The 16078-nt window shown below is 63.9% G+C and carries 18 protein-coding genes and 1 pseudogene; 13 read left to right on the forward strand and 6 right to left on the reverse strand.

Annotation, left to right across the window (positions count from 1 at the left end):
* Positions 1–184 precede the first annotated feature (184 nt).
* Entirely contained in the window at positions 185–1342 is a 1158-nt protein-coding gene (locus L867_RS0110295; protein WP_028736805.1) for a PA0069 family radical SAM protein, read from the reverse strand.
* 130 nt (positions 1343–1472) lie between these two features.
* Between L867_RS0110295 and L867_RS0110300 the strand changes: the two genes are divergently transcribed.
* The gene (locus L867_RS0110300) at positions 1473–1994 is read left to right on the forward strand and encodes a glycosyl transferase (RefSeq protein ID WP_028736806.1); all 522 of its coding nucleotides are present in this window, start codon (positions 1473–1475) and stop codon (positions 1992–1994) included.
* Positions 1995–2016: 22 nt separating this feature from the next.
* Here the strand turns inward: L867_RS0110300 and L867_RS0110305 are convergent, their stop codons facing one another.
* From L867_RS0110305 to L867_RS0110320, 3 genes and pseudogenes are all read right to left on the reverse strand, one after another.
* Positions 2017–2916: a 4-(cytidine 5'-diphospho)-2-C-methyl-D-erythritol kinase gene (locus L867_RS0110305; RefSeq protein ID WP_028736807.1), complete on the reverse strand. Its 900-nt coding sequence runs from the start codon at positions 2914–2916 to the stop codon at positions 2017–2019.
* Positions 2917–3157: 241 nt separating this feature from the next.
* Positions 3158–4924, reverse strand: a pseudogene (locus tag L867_RS25010) (tetratricopeptide repeat protein); the annotation flags it as partial.
* A gap of 124 nt (positions 4925–5048) precedes the next feature.
* Positions 5049–6065: a polyprenyl synthetase family protein gene (locus L867_RS0110320; RefSeq protein ID WP_028736808.1), complete on the reverse strand. Its 1017-nt coding sequence runs from the start codon at positions 6063–6065 to the stop codon at positions 5049–5051.
* Between the two features lie 107 nt (positions 6066–6172).
* On the opposite strand from L867_RS0110320, the gene L867_RS0110325 reads away from it, so the two are divergent.
* The 6 genes from L867_RS0110325 to L867_RS0110350 all read left to right on the forward strand — a co-directional run bounded on the left by L867_RS0110325 (position 6173) and on the right by L867_RS0110350 (position 9049).
* Positions 6173–6403, forward strand: coding sequence for a putative signal transducing protein (locus L867_RS0110325; RefSeq protein WP_028736809.1), 231 nt, complete (start codon positions 6173–6175; stop codon positions 6401–6403).
* Positions 6404–6406: 3 nt separating this feature from the next.
* Positions 6407–7198 (forward strand): tRNA1(Val) (adenine(37)-N6)-methyltransferase, encoded by a 792-nt coding sequence (locus tag L867_RS0110330; RefSeq protein ID WP_028736810.1) that lies wholly within the window; start codon positions 6407–6409, stop codon positions 7196–7198.
* A gap of 83 nt (positions 7199–7281) precedes the next feature.
* Positions 7282–8148, forward strand: coding sequence for a S49 family peptidase (locus L867_RS0110335; RefSeq protein WP_028736811.1), 867 nt, complete (start codon positions 7282–7284; stop codon positions 8146–8148).
* A gap of 14 nt (positions 8149–8162) precedes the next feature.
* The gene (locus L867_RS0110340) at positions 8163–8354 is read left to right on the forward strand and encodes a membrane protein (protein ID WP_028736812.1); all 192 of its coding nucleotides are present in this window, start codon (positions 8163–8165) and stop codon (positions 8352–8354) included.
* A 63-nt stretch (positions 8355–8417) separates the two neighbouring features.
* Positions 8418–8654: an AbrB/MazE/SpoVT family DNA-binding domain-containing protein gene (locus tag L867_RS0110345; RefSeq protein ID WP_028736813.1), complete on the forward strand. Its 237-nt coding sequence runs from the start codon at positions 8418–8420 to the stop codon at positions 8652–8654.
* Entirely contained in the window at positions 8651–9049 is a 399-nt protein-coding gene (locus tag L867_RS0110350; RefSeq protein WP_028736814.1) for a PIN domain-containing protein, read from the forward strand. The genes L867_RS0110345 and L867_RS0110350 overlap by 4 nt, the downstream gene beginning before the upstream one ends.
* A 29-nt stretch (positions 9050–9078) precedes the next feature.
* Here L867_RS0110350 and L867_RS25015 read toward each other — a convergent pair whose 3' ends face one another.
* Together L867_RS25015 and L867_RS0110360 are read right to left on the reverse strand one after the other, a co-directional pair.
* The gene (locus tag L867_RS25015; RefSeq protein WP_037173097.1) at positions 9079–9396 is read right to left on the reverse strand and encodes a type II toxin-antitoxin system RelE/ParE family toxin; all 318 of its coding nucleotides are present in this window, start codon (positions 9394–9396) and stop codon (positions 9079–9081) included.
* Positions 9396–9671 carry a hypothetical protein gene (locus tag L867_RS0110360; RefSeq protein ID WP_028736815.1) on the reverse strand — a complete coding sequence of 92 codons (276 nt, stop codon included), beginning with the start codon at positions 9669–9671 and terminating at the stop codon, positions 9396–9398. The genes L867_RS25015 and L867_RS0110360 overlap by 1 nt, the downstream gene beginning before the upstream one ends.
* A 182-nt stretch (positions 9672–9853) precedes the next feature.
* On the opposite strand from L867_RS0110360, the gene L867_RS0110365 reads away from it, so the two are divergent.
* The 6 genes from L867_RS0110365 (at position 9854) to L867_RS0110390 (ending at position 15991) form a co-directional block, all read left to right on the forward strand.
* Entirely contained in the window at positions 9854–10786 is a 933-nt protein-coding gene (locus tag L867_RS0110365; protein WP_028736816.1) for a glycine--tRNA ligase subunit alpha, read from the forward strand.
* Positions 10783–11559, forward strand: coding sequence for a DUF4328 domain-containing protein (locus L867_RS0110370; protein WP_028736817.1), 777 nt, complete (start codon positions 10783–10785; stop codon positions 11557–11559). Before L867_RS0110365 ends, L867_RS0110370 begins: the two co-directional genes overlap by 4 nt.
* Positions 11560–11594: 35 nt before the next feature.
* Positions 11595–12146, forward strand: a complete 552-nt coding sequence (locus tag L867_RS0110375; protein ID WP_028736818.1) for a LemA family protein — start codon at positions 11595–11597, stop codon at positions 12144–12146.
* Positions 12147–12180: 34 nt separating this feature from the next.
* The gene (aroA, locus tag L867_RS0110380) at positions 12181–13437 is read left to right on the forward strand and encodes a 3-phosphoshikimate 1-carboxyvinyltransferase (protein ID WP_028736819.1); all 1257 of its coding nucleotides are present in this window, start codon (positions 12181–12183) and stop codon (positions 13435–13437) included.
* Between the two features lie 5 nt (positions 13438–13442).
* Positions 13443–15374, forward strand: coding sequence for a DUF2207 domain-containing protein (locus L867_RS0110385; protein WP_028736820.1), 1932 nt, complete (start codon positions 13443–13445; stop codon positions 15372–15374).
* Positions 15375–15529: 155 nt separating this feature from the next.
* Entirely contained in the window at positions 15530–15991 is a 462-nt protein-coding gene (locus L867_RS0110390) for an endonuclease domain-containing protein (protein ID WP_028736821.1), read from the forward strand.
* Positions 15992–16078 lie beyond the last annotated feature (87 nt).

The following is a 16078-nucleotide window of genomic DNA, read 5'->3' on the forward strand; positions in this document are numbered from 1 at the left end:
ACGGCCGGCAGGGGAAGCGGCCGTCGGGGCGGCAGCCAGGGACTTATCTTCCGGCGCAAGGCGGCGGACCGCACCGGAAACGGTAGGGGAGGGCGAGCCGACCCCGTTGGAAGGCAGGCGAGGGACAGGCTCGCCTGAAATTGGAATGCGTCCAGACGCGCCCTCCGGGACGCATCCGCCTGTGTCAGAGCAGCGACAGCTGAACGCCGCTGCCGTCCGGCGGCACGAACAGGTCGTCGCGCAGATGCGCGCTGCGGCGAACCATGCCGAGCCGCTTGGTCGCCATCTCGAAGCGCCGGCTGATCTGCCAGGCATAGGGACCGGCACCCTTCATGCGCTTGCCGAACTCGGCGTCATAGTCCTTGCCGCCGCGCATGGAGCGCACCAGCGACATGACGTGGCGATAGCGGTCGGGATAGTGCTGCAGCAGCCAGTCGCGGAACAGCGGGCTCACTTCCAGCGGCAAGCGCAAAAGCACGTAGCCCGCCTCCCTGGCGCCGGCGGCCTTGGCCGAATCCAGCACCCGCTCGATCTCGTGGTCGTTGAGGGCCGGGATCACAGGGGCCATCATCACGCCCGTCGGCACGCCGGCCTCGGTCAGCGCCTTGATCGCCTCCAGCCGCTTGGTCGGCGTCGAGGCGCGTGGTTCCATGGTGCGGGCAAGCTTGCGGTCGAGCGTGGTGACCGAGATTGCCACCTTGGCCAGGCCGCGCGCTGCCATCGACGACAGGATGTCGAGATCGCGCAGCACGAGCGCCGACTTGGTGACCACGGTCACCGGATGATTGGCCCGGTCCAGCACTTCGAGGATCTGCCGCATGATGCGCCATTCCCGCTCGATCGGCTGGTAGGGATCGGTATTGGTGCCGATCGCGATGGTGCGCGGCTTGTAGCCGGCCTTGGCGAGTTCCCGTTCCAGTAATTTCGGCGCATCCGGCTTGGCGAACAGCTTGGCCTCGAAGTCGAGCCCGGCGGAGAGGCCCATGAAACCATGGGTCGGGCGGGCGAAACAATAGATGCAGCCGTGCTCGCAGCCGCGATAGGGATTGATCGAGCGATCGAACGGAATGTCGGGGGAATCGTTGCGGGTAATGATGGTGCGCGGCCGCTCGACCTGCACCTCGGTGCGGAAGGGCGGCATGTCCTCGAGGCTTTCCCAGCCATCATCGAAGGTGACGCGCTCATGCGGCTCGAAACGGCCGGAAGGGTTCATGCCGGCGGCGCGACCGCGGCGGCGGTCCACCTCGATCCTGAGACCCGAGGAGGCGACCAGTGCGTCGGCAATATCTGCCGTATTGGCGGGCTGGAAGGCAGCCCGCGCCACAAGAGACAGCTCGTTCATGTTTGCTCCTCGCGGGGCCATCATCCCCGTCTCGATGATTAAATTCCTAGCGCGGAAATGAGAACATTGCAAGAACAAAAATGCGAAAGTGGCGGTGGCAATCGTTTGTGCGATGCGATAGACATAGGCAATGTTGACAGTGATGATGGAATGCCGCGATCAGGAGCCGGAGCTCGCCCAGACGCTTTCCGTTCTTGTCGCCGGTGCGGTTGAAGGTCTGGTGAGCGACGTGATCGTGCTCGATCACGGTTCGTCGGACGGCTCGTCACGCGTCGCGGATGCTGCGGGTTGCCGGTTTTATGCGCAGTGGGACATCAAGGACGTGCTGCGTGCGGCGCGCGGCGAATGGCTGTTGCTGGTCGAGGCGGGCGCCCGCCCGCTGCATGGCTGGATCGACGAGATCGGCGAATATGTCGCGCTCAACAAGTCGCCTGCGCGCTTTTCGCAGTCACGCAATCACAGGCAGCCATTCTTTAAGCGGATTGGCCGAAGCACCCCGCCGCTGGAGCACGGCTTGCTCTTGCCGAAGGGACAGGCGATTGCCGTCGCCCGGTCCGGCATGGCACTGGGGCAACTGGCGCTGGGACACAAGCCGCGCCGGCTGTCGAGCGAACTCGTCCCGTCCTGGGTGGCACGCCAGGGCCGCGTCTGAGGGCGTCGGCCGTCGGCGTGATCTAGCCGATTGCGTTTCCGGTCGTTTCCGTCGCCTGGAAATACCAGTCCGGCCGCAATTGGCCCAGTTTCTGCTCCGCAGCATCCGCGCCGGCCCGATCGTCGTATATGCCAAAGCAGGTCGCCCCCGAACCGGACATGCGCACCAGACGCGCGCCGGCGTTCCGCAGCATGTCCGAAATCTCGGCGATCTCGGGCAGGAGCGCGCGGGCAGGGGCTTCGAGGTCGTTGCGCTGGTCGGCCAGGAAGCCGATCCATTCGCCGCGGTCGCCCTCTTCCGGCGGCGCGTCGATCGGCGGGTGGTCCTTATGGGTCAGGCGCCGGAAGATGTCCGGCGTCGAAACCGCTTGCAGCGGATTGGCGAGCACCAGGGCAAAGCGTGGCATGGCGTCCAGCATGTCGATCTGTTCACCGATGCCGCGCGCCCGGAGCGGCCGGCTTTCCAGGCACATCGGCACGTCGGCGCCAAGCTTCAGCGCGATTTCCGAAAGCCTGTCGGGAGAAAGCGAGGCCTGCCAGAACCGCAGGAGGCCTCTCAACGTCGCTGCGGCGTCCGCCGAGCCGCCACCGATCCCCGAGGCAACCGGCAGGTTCTTTTCCAGTTCGATGGCCACCGGTCGTGTCGTCCGCCCCTGTGCGGTCAGCGCATCCCGCAGCAGGTCACGCGCCTTGAGCACCAGATTGCCGTCCTTGCCCTCGGCCGTGTCCGACAGAAGCGGGCCGAAGCGGCCGGCAAGGTTGAACGAATCGCGCTCCGCCGGCGAGAAGCTCAGCCGGTCGCCATGGCTGGCGAAGGTCACGATGCTGTCGAGCAGGTGATAGCCGTCGGCCCGCTGGCCGGTAACGTGCAGCGCCAGATTGATCTTGGCCGGCGCCGCCTCGCTCGTCGCATGGGCAGGCATGGCGTCAGTTGCCGTTCTTCGGCATCTTCAGCTGCTGGCCGGGATAGATGCGGTCCGGATTGCGCTTGAGGCCCGGATTGGCGTTGATCAGGTCGATGAATCGCTGCCCGTCGCCATAGGCTTCGGTGGCGATATCCCACAGGGAGTCGCCGGCCTTGACCGTGTAGCCGTCTTCGCCGGCCGTGGCCTGGCTCTTTTCGGCGTCGGCCATGGCACCGGTCTGAGCCGGCTCGCCCCCCTTGGCGGCGACTTCCGGAGCGATCTCCGGCAGACCGTCACGAAGTTTCGCTTCGATCTTCGGGATCTCCGCCAGGTCCGGCTTGGAAATCAGCGCCCGCTTCCACTGGTAGGTGGCTTCCAGCTTGCGGCCAACGCGCCAATAGGCGTCGCCCAGATGGTCGTTGATCGTCGCGTCTCCGGCCTTGAGCTCGATCGCGCGCTCCAGCTCCCGCACCGCCTCGTCGAAACGGCCGAGGCGAAAATAGGCCCAGCCGAGCGAGTCGACGATATAGCCGTCGTCCGGGCGAAGCTCGACCGCCTTGCGGATCATGTCGAGGCCTTCGTCCAGGTTGCGGTTCATGTCGACCCAGGAATAGCCGAGATAGTTGAGGACCTGCGGCTGCTCCGGATTGAGTTCAAGCGCCTTGCGGAAATTCGGTTCCGCCTGATCCCATTTCTTCAGGCGCTCATAGGCGATGCCGCGCTGGAAGAAGATCGACCAATAGCCCTTGGCCGGGTTCGAGCCGATGATCTCGACGGCCTTGTCGTAGTTCGCCGCCATGGCGGGATAGTCCTTGGCGTCAGACAGCACGCTTCCATAGGCGAGATAGCTGCGGATGTCGGCCGGATCGGAATCGATCAGCGACTTGAGGTGCGCGCGGGCTTCGTCGACCTTGCCGGTCTCGGCAAGCGTTAGGCCGAGCTGCAGTTCGGAAATGCGGCGCATCGGCGAGGTGGCCGGCACCTGGCCGTAGAGGCGGATGGCCCGTTCCGGCTGCTTGGCGGCCTCGGCCAGTCCGCCAAGCATGATCAGCGTGTCGGCGCTCGTCGGGTCGAGGGCGCGGGCGAGCTGCAGATAGAGCATCACCGTGTCTTCAGCACCGTCGCGGTTGAGCGCGCCGCCGATCGAGAACAACACGCCGGCCGCCCCCTGGGCCGCGGTCTTGGCGAGCGGTTCCGGCTTCTCGCCGGCCTCGATGTGCTCGCGCAACGCCTTGAACGGGGCGAAGTTGGAGATCAGCTCGTCGCCGGTGGAGATGGCATCCAGCGCCTTCTGCTTGTTGCCCAGCTGCGCTTCGAATGTCGCAAGCGCGATGACCGTGCGGGTAAACGTATCGGGCGCGGTGGCGACGCCCGACTTGTCGGTGAGCGCATCGACGAAATTGCGACGGGCTGCGTCGGCATCGCCGATCAGGGCGGCGATCGCGCCGGCATTGTAGTGCTGGAAGATGCCGTACCATTCCGGGCCCTTCAGCCCTTCGACAAGGCTCAGCGCTTCCTTGCCCTGGCCGGCGCCGACCTTGGTCCAGGCAACGAGCAGCTGGTTCATCAGCCGGTCGAGGTCGTTCGGTCCGCTGTAGGTCAGGATCTTTTCGGCACCGGTGAAGTCGCCCTTGCGAACGGCTTCGAGCGCGCGTGCGACCGAGGTGACGCGTTCGACGGCATCGTCGCTCTTCAATTCCTCGGCAAGGACCACGCCCTCATCGAAATCGCCGTTCATGAACAGGGCGATCATCAGCCGTTCCTGAATGTCGAGTTCGTTCGGCGAGAACGACAGGGCCTTCTTGTAGAGCGCGATGGCGTTCTCGTAGTCCCTGTCGGCGTCGGCCGTGCGGCCGGCGAGGAAGGCGCCGGAAAACGTGTCGACGCTTTCGAGGTCGAACGTCTGCGTCTCGGCAGGCTTCACCTCATTGGCAGCCTGGGCATGCACGAGGCCGGAAGGGAAAACGCCGACCAGGAAGGCGAGCGCCGTACCGGCGAGCAGACGGATGGCAAGACTTTGCCGCATGAAACAGCCTTTCAAGAATCGATGACCAGCCGCCACGGGCTGTTGATACCCCAGAATGCGGGAATGATTCCTGCACAGAATGGCTTTTTTGAAGCAGCCCCGCAAGGCGACCCCCGGTGACGCGTCAGTTGACGCGGGCAATGCAGAAATCGATGACGTCCATCAGTGCCGACTTCCATTCGCTCTCGGGGAGCGGCGCCAGTGCATCGCGGGCGATCGTGCCGTAATGCAGGGCGCGGGCAATGGTGTCGTTCAGTGCGCCGTATTTGGTGATGAGGCCGAGCGCCTTGTCCAGCCGGGCGTCGTCGTTCTGCCCCTGCTCAATGGCCTCCCGCCAGAACTCGCGCTCTTCCTTGGTGCCGCGCCGATAGGCGAGGATGACCGGAAGGGTGATCTTGCCCTCGCGGAAATCGTCGCCGACATTCTTGCCGAGATCGGCCGCCTTGCCGCCGTAGTCGAGCGCATCGTCGACCAGCTGGAAGGCCAGCCCGAGATTCATGCCGTAGGATTTCAGCGCATTGCGCCCGGCCTTGTCGGCGCCGGCGATGATCGGGCCGACCTCGGCCGCGGCGGCAAAGAGCGCCGCCGTCTTGGCGCGGATGACCGACAGATAGTCGTCCTCGGTGGTCTCCATGTTCTTGGCGACGGAAAGCTGCAGCACCTCGCCCTCGGCGATTACCGATGCGGCGGCCGACAGAACATCGAGCGCTTCCAGCGAACCGACCTCGACCATCATGCGGAAGGCCTGGCCGAGCAGGAAGTCGCCGACCAGCACGCTGGCCTGGTTGCCCCAGATCATGCGGGCGGTCGACTTGCCGCGGCGAAGATCGCTCTCGTCGACCACATCGTCGTGCAGCAGCGTCGCGGTATGCATGAATTCCACGCTGGTCGCGAGCTTCACGTCGCCATCGCCCTGGTAGCCGAACAGCGCGGCGGAGGCGAGCGTCAGCATCGGCCGCAGCCGCTTGCCGCCGGACGAGATCAGGTGGTTCGCCACTTCGGGAATCATCTGAACGTCGGATCCGGCCTTCGACAGAATGAGCTGGTTCACCCGTTCCATGCCCGGCTTGGCCAGGTCCACCAGAGGCTGGATGGATGCCTGTTTGTTTTTGTTTTCCTCAAGCGGTATGACTACGCCCAACGCACCGGACTCCTATTGCATTCTCGGCGCGACAATAAAAAGCGGCCGCATGATGGGCAAGCCCGAATCGGCCGCATAGACCTTTTTAGGGAGGGTTTTGAGGCGCAATGCACGAGATAATCCGCAGCAACGACGTCGTTCTCCTGTCCTTTGCCGAGAGTCTGATGAAAGATGCGGGAATTTCCTGCATGATCGCCGATCAATCCATGAGCATTCTCGAAGGTTCGCTCGGAATGTTGGCGCGTCGCCTGCTGGTGGAGAGTGATCGGGCAGACGAGGCGCGCCGCATCCTCACCGATGCCGGCCTCGGCGACGAGCTGCGTGATCCGGTGAACTGAACCGTGCCCGCCTCCGAGCAGATCGCCGAAACCATCGACGCCTTTCACCGCGGACGCTTCCATCTTGTCCAGCCGAAGGGCCGGGGGCATCGGGCCGGCATGGATGCCATGCTGCTAGCGTCTCTGGTCGACGCCACGGATGCCGTGTCCGTGGCCGACCTTGGCGCCGGCGCCGGTGCTGCGGGTCTGGCCGTCGCCGCCCGGCTCGCGGATGCCAAGGTCACCCTGGTCGAGCGATCCCCCGAAATGATCGCCTATGCGGCACGGAGCCTGGGGCTTGCCGAGAATGCGGCGCTTGCTCACCGCATCTCGCTGATCGAAGCCGACGTCACCTTGACGGGCCGGGCGCGGGTCGCCGCCGGCCTCGTCGACGACGTGTTCGACCACGTCATCATGAACCCGCCTTTCAACGATGCCGGCGACCGCAAGACACCGGACGCGCTGAAGGCCGAAGCCCATGCGATGACCGAGGATCTCTTCGAAAGCTGGATCCGCACGGCAGGCGCCATCATGGTGCCGGGTGGCCAGTTGTCGCTGATCGCCCGGCCGCAATCGATTGCCGACATCATCGACGCCTGCGGCCGGCGTTTCGGCGGGCTCGAGGTGACGCCGGTCTATCCGCGGGCCGGCGAGAATGCCGTGCGCATCCTGGTCACGGCGATCAAGGGCTCGCGCGCAAGGCTGAACCTGCGCGCGCCGCTCCTCATGCACGACGATCCGGCAAGCCACAAATTCTCCGCCTTCGTCGATGATCTCAACAACGGCCGCGCTTCCTACCCCCGCCGCGGGCGATGATTTTCGAAGGCCCGCCATTGTGTTTGTGGCCCCGCATCTTACATCTCGGTGCGAGATGAACGACAATGCGAGGTAAGCGATCGATGGCGGGTTTGTTGAAGCGTCTGGTGCCAAAACGGTTCCGCAATGACGGGCTGCTGATCCCGGTCGTGCGGCTGCATGGCGCAATCATGAGCGGAGGCGGTCGTTTCAAGCAGCAGCTCAATCTCGCAAGCGTCGCACCGGCACTCGAAAAGGCCTTCTCGAAGAAGGACAGCCCTGCCGTCGTGCTGTCGATCAATTCGCCCGGTGGCTCGCCGGTGCAGTCCCGCATGATCTTCGACCGCGTCCGTGCGCTTGCCGAGGAGAAGAACAAGCGCGTTCTGGTCTTCGTCGAGGACGTGGCGGCTTCCGGCGGTTATATGATCGCGCTGGCCGGCGACGAGATCTTTGCCGATGCCACCTCGATCGTCGGCTCGATCGGCGTCGTCTCCGGCGGCTTCGGTTTCCCTGAACTGCTGAAGAAGATCGGCGTCGAGCGCCGTGTGTACACGTCCGGTGAAAACAAGGTGATCCTCGATCCCTTCCAGCCGGAAAAGGAAAGCGACATCGACTATCTGAAATCGCTTCAGCTCGAGATCCACGAGATCTTCATCGACATGGTCAAATCCCGCCGGGGCAGTGTGCTGGCCGACGATCCGGACCTTTTCTCCGGCCTGTTCTGGACCGGGCGCCGCGGCCTACAACTGGGCCTCGTCGACAGCCTGGGCGATATGCGCGAGGAGATCAAGAAGCGCTACGGCCGGGATGCCAAGCTGGAACTGGTCTCGGGCTCCAGGGATTTCTTCGGTCGCAGACTTCCGGGAGTAGGCGCCAGCGGCGCCGGCATGGAGCAGATGGCCGCAGCCGCCGTATCCGGGCTTGCCGACACGCTGGAAGAAAAGGCATTGTGGAGCCGTTACGGGCTCTGACAGCGCGAGGGGACATGTCGCGGATCATCTTTTTCGTCATTCTGATCGGTGGAGCCTATTTCCTCTATCGCCGCTTCGTGTCCGATGCCGAGAAGCTTCAGGCCAAGTCCAGGACCGAGGAAAAGGAACGCCAGACCGGCGCCATGGGCACGCTGGTCAAGGACGAGGTGACCGGCGAGTATCGCGTGAAGCGCGAGGGAGAATGACGCCAGCCTTGTAGGGCGTTCTTCCATGATATACATTACGGCTCGTATATCATGGAGGCTTCGATGCAGGTTGCAAAATGGGGTAACAGCCTTGCCATCCGCATACCGGCGGCTGTCGCCGAGGCTCTCGATCTGAAGGTCGGCGATGAGGTCGCTGTTCGTGTGAGCGAACACCGCACCTTTGACATCGAACGCGATGACAGCCGTGAGCAGGCCCTGGAGCGCATCCGCGCGTCGAAGATCAAACTCCCTGCCGACTGGAAATTCGATCGGGACGCGGCCAACGAGCGGCGCGAATGAAGCCGCCGTTCCTCGACACGAACATCCTGATCTACGCCTTCTCCGACGACCCGCGCTCGGTGAAGGCGCAGGAATGCCTGGCGAATCCGTTCATCCTGTCGACGCAAGCACTGAACGAATTCAGCAATGTTGCGCTTCGCAAGCTGGGCATGACCGTCGCCGATGTGCGCGGTGCACTTTCCGATATCTGTCTCTTGGCAGAGGATGTGTTGCCCCTGGATCGGGACTTGCAGAGCCTTGCCCTCGATATCATCGAGCGGCACCGACTGTCATTCTATGACGGGCTCATGCTCGCGGCGGCCTGTCAGGCCGGTTGCGAAATTTTCCTCACCGAAGACATGCAGCATGGCTTGACCATCGATCATGGTCCGCAGGTCGTCAATCCGTTCGTCTGAGAAGCGCAGAGCAGAAGTGAGTGTGGTCCCTAATCCCGCTCCGCCACGCGGCTCGACCAATCGGCTCCAGCATAGGTGATCGCAATGATCAGCACGGTTCGGCGTTCGTCGTCGACGGTGAAGCAGATCACGCCCTTGCCCGCAGTGGGGATGGCGCGCAGATTTGCACGAATGTCGTGGCGCAGAGTGCCGATGTGCGGAAAATCTTCGAGATTACGCACCACTTCCTCGATTTCCTCGAGTTTTCGGTTCGCGGCCTCAAGGCCTGCAAATTCTGCAATCAGAGTCGCGATATCCATCAGATCGCCATCGACATACGGGTGGTAGTCGATCCGAAAGCGTGTCATCAACGCGATCCGTAGCGTTCCTTCAGGCGGCGCCTGACGTCATCAAAGACGTTGTCACCTTCCATCGAAATCCACTGGTCGCGCGGCAGTTCCATCCGGCGGTTGATCTCGCCGGCCATCGCGGAAACTGGATCCTGTTCGCTCTCGGCGGCCTTCATCTGTTCGAGGCCCGCCTCGATCACACTGGAGATCGACGGATACTGTCCTTCCGCCACCAGCTTTTCAGCGTAGCGCAAATGGTCTTCCGAAAGGGCGATCGTGGTCTTGATGGTCATGGGGGTTCTCCCGCAGTAAGAACAGAAATAGCATTTGTCCCTGCTGCAAACAATGTCGCGGCAAAAGCGCATCCGTCACGCATGACTTGACCGTCCGCCCCCGGCATGGCACCAGACGGACCATCCTCGAAGACAAGTTCCGGACGACAAATCCCATGACCGAGACCAGCCTCGCCCCGCATATGGACCCCAAGCGCTCGTTCCAGGCCCTGATCCTGACGCTGCACAACTATTGGGCCGACAAGGGCTGCGCCGTTCTCCAGCCCTATGACATGGAAGTGGGCGCCGGCACCTTCCACCCGGCAACCACGCTGCGCGCGCTTGGCCCCAAGCCGTGGAAGGCCGCCTATGTGCAGCCCTCCCGCCGTCCCTCCGACGGCCGCTACGGCGAAAACCCGAACCGTCTTCAGCATTATTACCAGTACCAGGTCATCCTGAAGCCGAACCCGTCCAACCTGCAGGAGCTTTATCTCGGCTCGCTCGCCGCGATCGGCCTCGACCCGCTGCTGCACGACATCCGTTTCGTCGAGGACGACTGGGAAAGCCCGACGCTCGGCGCCTGGGGCCTTGGCTGGGAATGCTGGTGCGACGGCATGGAAGTCTCGCAGTTCACTTACTTCCAGCAGGTCTGCGGCATCGAATGCGCGCCGGTGGCCGGCGAACTGACATACGGTCTTGAACGCCTCGCCATGTATGTGCAGGGCGTCGACAACGTCTATGACCTGAACTTCAACGGCCGCGAAGGCGACGAGAAGATCTCCTATGGCGATGTCTTCCTGCAGGCCGAGCAGGAATATTCGCGGCACAATTTCGAATTCGCCAATACCGAGATGCTGCACCGGCATTTCATCGATGCCGAGAAGGAATGCCAGGCGCTGCTTGCGGCCGGCGCTCCCGGCGAGAACGACAACCAGCGCCTGCACAAATGCGTCTTCCCGGCCTATGACCAGTGCATCAAGGCGTCTCACGTCTTCAACCTCTTGGACGCCCGCGGCGTCATTTCGGTGACCGAGCGCCAGAGCTACATCCTGCGTGTCCGCACGCTCGCCAAGGCCTGCGGCGAAGCCTTCCTGCTGACCGACGCCGGCGGGGTCAATCTCGGCAAGGCTGCATGACGCAAAGCCGGATCACTCCGGCGAAATCCCTGGCCGGCGGTCTCACCTGGGCCCGCCGTGCCTGGGTCCTGACGGCCAGCGTGGCGGGCGCGATGCTGGCCCTGTCGGCGGTCTTCTATCTCTACCTCGCCTTCGTCAGCTATGTTGTGGAAAAGACCGGTTCGGCCTTTCGCACCGGCGCCGAGAGCTCGGCCTTTCAAACCCTGCTTGACCTTTCGGGTTCCTTCGATCTCTGCCTGACAGTGTTTCAGTTGCTGACACTCCTGTTCTTCCTGCGCTGGATCTGGCTCTCCGTGACGCTTTCGCGTGCCGTGCGCCGGAGCAGCGTGCGCTATGCCCCATGGATGGCAGTCGCCGGATTTTTCGTGCCGATTGCCAATCTGTGGATGCCGCTCCTGACCATGGTGGATATCGAAGAGTTTGCCGCCGCCCAGGAGACACGGCCGACCGCCGTCCTGCCGTGGTATCCCGCCGGCATGGTTCTGTCGGGCATCCTTGTCTATGGCCTGTGGCAGATCGTCAGTGCCGCTCCCGTCGATGGCTTCTCCGATCCCTCCGCAAGCCAGAGGCTGATGCAGGTCGCCGCATTTGGCGCGATCGCCAATATGGTTCTGCTGATGCTGACCTATGCCTATATGCACGCGGTATCGCCGGGGCTGGAACTGGCGCTGCGCGAGCTTGCCGAAGCCGAAGGGCTGGTATCCACGGCATCGCTTCCGGATGACTCAGGCCCCTCGCGATCGGCTGATGACTTTTCCGGAGCGAACCCCTAAGGTCCGCCTATCCTCGCATAGGCCGGAGCATTGCCATGTATATCACGCTTGCTGTTCTCGTTGTCGTCGCCCTCTATGCCGTTATGATCTACAACGGACTGGTCAAATCCCGGCAGATGACCGAGGAAGCCTGGTCCGGCATCGATGTCCAGCTGAAGCGCCGCGCCGACCTCATCCCCAACCTGATCGAGACCGTGAAGGGCTATGCCGCACACGAAAAATCGACCTTCGAGGAAGTGGTCGAACTGCGCAATCGCGCCCAGGCCGTGCCGGCCGGAGACGTTGCCGGCCGTGCCGCCGCCGAAGGGCTTCTCGGCCAGGCGCTTGGCAGGATCGTCGCTCTGGCCGAAGCCTATCCGGAACTCCAGGCCAACGAGAACTTCATGGAACTGCATCGTTCGCTCGATACGATCGAAGGCGAGATCCAGATGTCGCGTCGCTACTATAACGGTGCCGCGCGCGATCTGAACGTCAAGGTCGACAGCTTCCCGTCCAACCTCGTCGCAAACCAGTTCGGATTCTCCAAGGCCGGCTATTTCGAGATCGCCAACGACGCCGATCGTGCGGTCCCCACGGTGAAATTCTAAGCGCGGTCGATTTCCGGCCGCTTCGAGACACAGCATGAAAACCGACAAACTGACCATCATTCCGCCGGGCCGTCCGCTTTCCGGGCGCGTCAGCCCGCCCGGCTCGAAATCGATCACCAATCGCGCGCTTCTGCTGGCTGGCCTTGCCAAAGGCACGAGCCGGCTGACGGGTGCGCTGAAGAGCGACGACACGCGCTACATGGCCGACGCCCTACGGGCCATGGGGGTCACGGTCGACGAGCCCGACGCCACCACCTTCGTCGTCACCGCAAACGGCGAGTTGAAGCCCCCCGCCGCGCCGCTCTTCCTCGGCAATGCCGGAACGGCCACGCGCTTCCTCACGGCAGCGCTGGCGCTCGGCAAGGGCCGCTATGTGGTCGACGGCGATGAACATATGCGCAAGCGGCCGATCCGGCCGCTGGTCGAGGCCTTGCAGTCGCTCGGTGTGTCGATCGAGGCGCCGACCGGTTGCCCGCCGGTGACCATCGACGCGACCGGCGCCTTTGCGCGCAACAAGGTGGTGATCGACGCGGGGCTTTCGAGCCAGTATGTCTCGGCTCTGCTGATGGCCGCCGCCTGCGCCGCCGAACCCTTCGAGATCGAGCTGGCCGGTGCCGATATCGGCGCGCGCGGCTATATCGACCTGACGCTGTCCGCCATGCGGGCCTTCGGCGCGGCGGTCACCCAGCCGACCCCGGCCTCCTGGCGCATCGCGCCGACGGGCTACACGGCGACCGATTTCCACATCGAGCCCGACGCCTCCGCCGCCACCTATCTCTGGGGCGCGGAGGTCGTCACCGGCGGTTCGATCGACATCGGCACGCCGTCGGGCGATTTTACCCAGCCGGATGCGAGAGCCCATGAGGTGATCGCCGCCTTCCCGCGCATGCCCGCCGTCATCGACGGATCGCAGATGCAGGACGCCATCCCGACGATTGCCGTGCTCGCTGCCTTCAACGAGACGCCGGTGCGCTTCGTCGGCATCGCCAATCTCAGGGTCAAGGAATGCGACCGCATCCGCGCCCTGTCGACCGGCCTCAACAATATTCGCGGCGGTCTTGCGGAGGAGCAGGGAGACGACCTGATCGTTCATTCCGATCCGGCACTTGCCGGCCAGAGCCTGCCGGCCGACATCGACACCTTCGCCGATCATCGCATCGCCATGAGCTTTGCGCTCGCCGGCCTGAAGATCCGCGACATCACCATTCTCGACCCCGGCTGCGTCGCCAAGACCTATCCCGGCTACTGGGATGCGCTGGCCTCGCTCGGCGTTCAGTTCAGCCAAGGATAACGATAATGAGCAAGATGCTCGGCCTCCTGACAGCAGTCCTCGTCCTTCTTGCTGCGGCCGGGCAGGCTATAGCCGCCGAGGTCATCCGCGACTATCACGCCGATATCGCGCTTGCCCCCGATGCGACGCTCAGCGTGACCGAGACGATCACGGTCCGCGCCGAGGGCCAGGACATCAAGCGCGGCATCTTCCGCGACTTTCCGCTCTATGCCGAAGATGCCGACGGCCGCCGCATCAAGGTCGATTTCGACCTCGTTTCGGTCGAACGCGACGGCGAGCCGGAGGATTACCACACCGAGAGCATTTCCGGCGGCATCCGCATCTATGCCGGTTCCGCCGACGTCTTCCTCGACCCGGGCGACTACACCTATACCATCACCTATACGACCGGCCGGCAGATCCGCTATTTCGACGATCACGACGAACTCTACTGGAACGTCACCGGCAATGGCTGGCAGTTCCCGATCCTGAAAGCGTCCGCCAATGTCATCCTGCCGGATGGCGTGGCGCCCACGCAGACGGCCTACTACACCGGCTATCGCGGCTCCACGGAGACCAATGCGCGCTATCAGCGCTCCAACGACGGTGCGTATTTCGAAACGACGGAGCCGCTGGGTATCGGTGACGGGCTGACGATCGTCGTCGGCCTGCCCAAGGGGGTCGTCCTTGCGCCGTCGAGCGAGAAGAGCACCTGGTGGTGGCTGCGCGACAACATCAATTCGATCATCGGCTATGGCGGCCTCGGCCTTGTCTTCTTCTATTACCTGCGCTCGTGGATCGCGGTCGGCCGCGATCCCGAAGCGGGCGTCATGGTGCCGCGCTGGGATCCGCCGGAGGGCATATCCCCCGCTCTGGTCAACTACATCGACAACAAGGGTTTTTCCGGCGAAGGCTGGACGGCGCTTTCCGCCTCGCTGCTCGATCTTGCGGTCAAGGGCTATGTGGTGCTCGACGATCTGGAGCGTTCGATCGTCGTCAACCGCACCGACAAGCCGGTCAGGGGCAAACTGCCGGCCGGCCTGGCAAGCCTGATCGAGGCGATCGGCGGGCCGGGCGACAGCCTCACCATCGACAAGGCCAACGGCAAGCGGGTTCAGAGCGTCGGCAAGAAGTTCCGCGACGCGATCGAGAAGGAGCATCGCGGCAAGTACTACCGCGGCAATGGCGGCTATATCTTCGGCGGCGTGGCGCTGAGCGTCGCCGCGCTCGCAGCACTTCTGATCTTCGGTTCGCTGACCGAGGACACGATAGGGCTCCTCTTCGCCCCGGTCGTCATCTCGGCCTTCCTCGGCGGTTTCGCCGTGCGGCTCGGCCGTGGCGTACGGCGGGGGGCGCCGCTGGTCGTCAGGATCATTTCCATCGTCGGGCTGGCGATCCTCGGCTTCGTTGCCGTCGCCATGTCTCTGGTGTCCTTGCTGGCGATCTTCATCGACCTTTCGGAGGTCCATCAGATTTCGGTGCTCGTTGCTGTGGGCGGCATCGTGCTGCTCAATGCGCTGTTCTTCTTCCTGATGGGGGCACCCACGCCGGTCGGGCGCAAGCTGATGGACGGCATCGAGGGGCTTCGCACCTATCTGACGCTCGCCGAAAAGGACCGGCTCAACATGCAAGGGGCGCCAAAAATGTCACCGCAGCATTTCGAGACGCTTCTTCCCTATGCCGTGGCGCTCGGCGTGGAAAAGCCATGGACCGAGACCTTCGATATCTGGCTCGCCTCGGCCGCCGCCGGTGCGGCTGCCGCCAGCTATCAGCCAGCCTGGTATCACGGCTCCCATCCCGGCGATTTCGGCGGACGGATCGGCGGGTTCTCCTCCGCCATGGCCTCGACCATCGCCTCCACCATCCCGGCCCCGCCCAAGAGCTCGTCCTCCGGCTTCTCCTCCGGCGGCGGCTCCTCGGGCGGCGGCGGTGGCGGCGGCGGCGGGGGAGGCTGGTAGGCCAAACCTCCCCCTTGAGGGGGGAGGTCGCCGCGAAGCGGCGGGTGGGGGTGACCTTTGCAGCGGGCTGACTCGTCAGGAAGATTTCGCGCTGTAGTTGCTGTTCTGTCTCGTCCGGTTTAGATTTTCCTTCGCGCAGATCCGTTGACAGACCCATGGTGAGCTTTATGGCAAAGCCTCCGTCTCCACTTGATCGCTTCAAGCGCGTCAATGCGCGCCGTCTGCGGGCAACCATGACCGATGCCGAATGCAGGCTCTGGCGGCATTTGTGGCGCATCCCAATCGCGGGAACCCATTTTCGCCGGCAGGTGCCGATTGGCCGCTTCTTTGCGGATTTTGCCTGCCACCAGGTCGGGCTGGTGATCGAACTGGATGGCAGTCAGCACGCCGAGGATGCCGCCCGGCGGTATGATCTCGCAAGGGCCCTTGTCCTTGAGGCAGCAGGCTACAAGGTCATCCGTTTCTGGAATCACGAAGTGCTGAGCGAACTCGACGCGGTGCTCGATACAATTTTCGCGGCGGTGGAAGAGCGGCAGGCCGCGCTGGCTGGTTCAGCCGTCGCTCACCCCACCCCGGACCTGCGGTCCGACCCTCCCCCTCAAGGGGAGGGTGGTTGACGCTGCATCCGCGGCGGGGCCCTCACCTCCCCCTTGAGGGGGGAGGTCGCCGCGAAGCGGCGGGTGGGGGTGATGCCGGCGCCTCGC

Source organism: Paenirhizobium selenitireducens ATCC BAA-1503, assembly GCF_000518785.1.
Classification (GTDB): domain Bacteria; phylum Pseudomonadota; class Alphaproteobacteria; order Rhizobiales; family Rhizobiaceae; genus Allorhizobium; species Allorhizobium selenitireducens.

Bases quoted from the DNA above. Each gene is read 5' to 3' on its own strand.
- L867_RS0110295 (WP_028736805.1), bottom strand. From the start codon at position 1,342: ATGAACGAGCTGTCTCTTGTGGCGCGGGCTGCCTTCCAGCCCGCCAAT.
- L867_RS0110300 (WP_028736806.1), top strand. From the start codon at position 1,473: ATGTTGACAGTGATGATGGAATGCCGCGATCAGGAGCCGGAGCTCGCC.
- L867_RS0110305 (WP_028736807.1), bottom strand. From the start codon at position 2,916: ATGCCTGCCCATGCGACGAGCGAGGCGGCGCCGGCCAAGATCAATCTG.
- L867_RS0110325 (WP_028736809.1), top strand. From the start codon at position 6,173: ATGCACGAGATAATCCGCAGCAACGACGTCGTTCTCCTGTCCTTTGCC.
- L867_RS0110335 (WP_028736811.1), top strand. From the start codon at position 7,282: ATGGCGGGTTTGTTGAAGCGTCTGGTGCCAAAACGGTTCCGCAATGAC.
- L867_RS0110340 (WP_028736812.1), top strand. From the start codon at position 8,163: ATGTCGCGGATCATCTTTTTCGTCATTCTGATCGGTGGAGCCTATTTC.
- L867_RS0110345 (WP_028736813.1), top strand. From the start codon at position 8,418: ATGCAGGTTGCAAAATGGGGTAACAGCCTTGCCATCCGCATACCGGCG.
- L867_RS0110350 (WP_028736814.1), top strand. From the start codon at position 8,651: ATGAAGCCGCCGTTCCTCGACACGAACATCCTGATCTACGCCTTCTCC.
- L867_RS25015 (WP_037173097.1), bottom strand. From the start codon at position 9,396: ATGACACGCTTTCGGATCGACTACCACCCGTATGTCGATGGCGATCTG.
- L867_RS0110360 (WP_028736815.1), bottom strand. From the start codon at position 9,671: ATGACCATCAAGACCACGATCGCCCTTTCGGAAGACCATTTGCGCTAC.
- L867_RS0110365 (WP_028736816.1), top strand. From the start codon at position 9,854: ATGGACCCCAAGCGCTCGTTCCAGGCCCTGATCCTGACGCTGCACAAC.
- L867_RS0110370 (WP_028736817.1), top strand. From the start codon at position 10,783: ATGACGCAAAGCCGGATCACTCCGGCGAAATCCCTGGCCGGCGGTCTC.
- L867_RS0110375 (WP_028736818.1), top strand. From the start codon at position 11,595: ATGTATATCACGCTTGCTGTTCTCGTTGTCGTCGCCCTCTATGCCGTT.
- aroA (WP_028736819.1), top strand. From the start codon at position 12,181: ATGAAAACCGACAAACTGACCATCATTCCGCCGGGCCGTCCGCTTTCC.
- L867_RS0110385 (WP_028736820.1), top strand. From the start codon at position 13,443: ATGAGCAAGATGCTCGGCCTCCTGACAGCAGTCCTCGTCCTTCTTGCT.
- L867_RS0110390 (WP_028736821.1), top strand. From the start codon at position 15,530: ATGGTGAGCTTTATGGCAAAGCCTCCGTCTCCACTTGATCGCTTCAAG.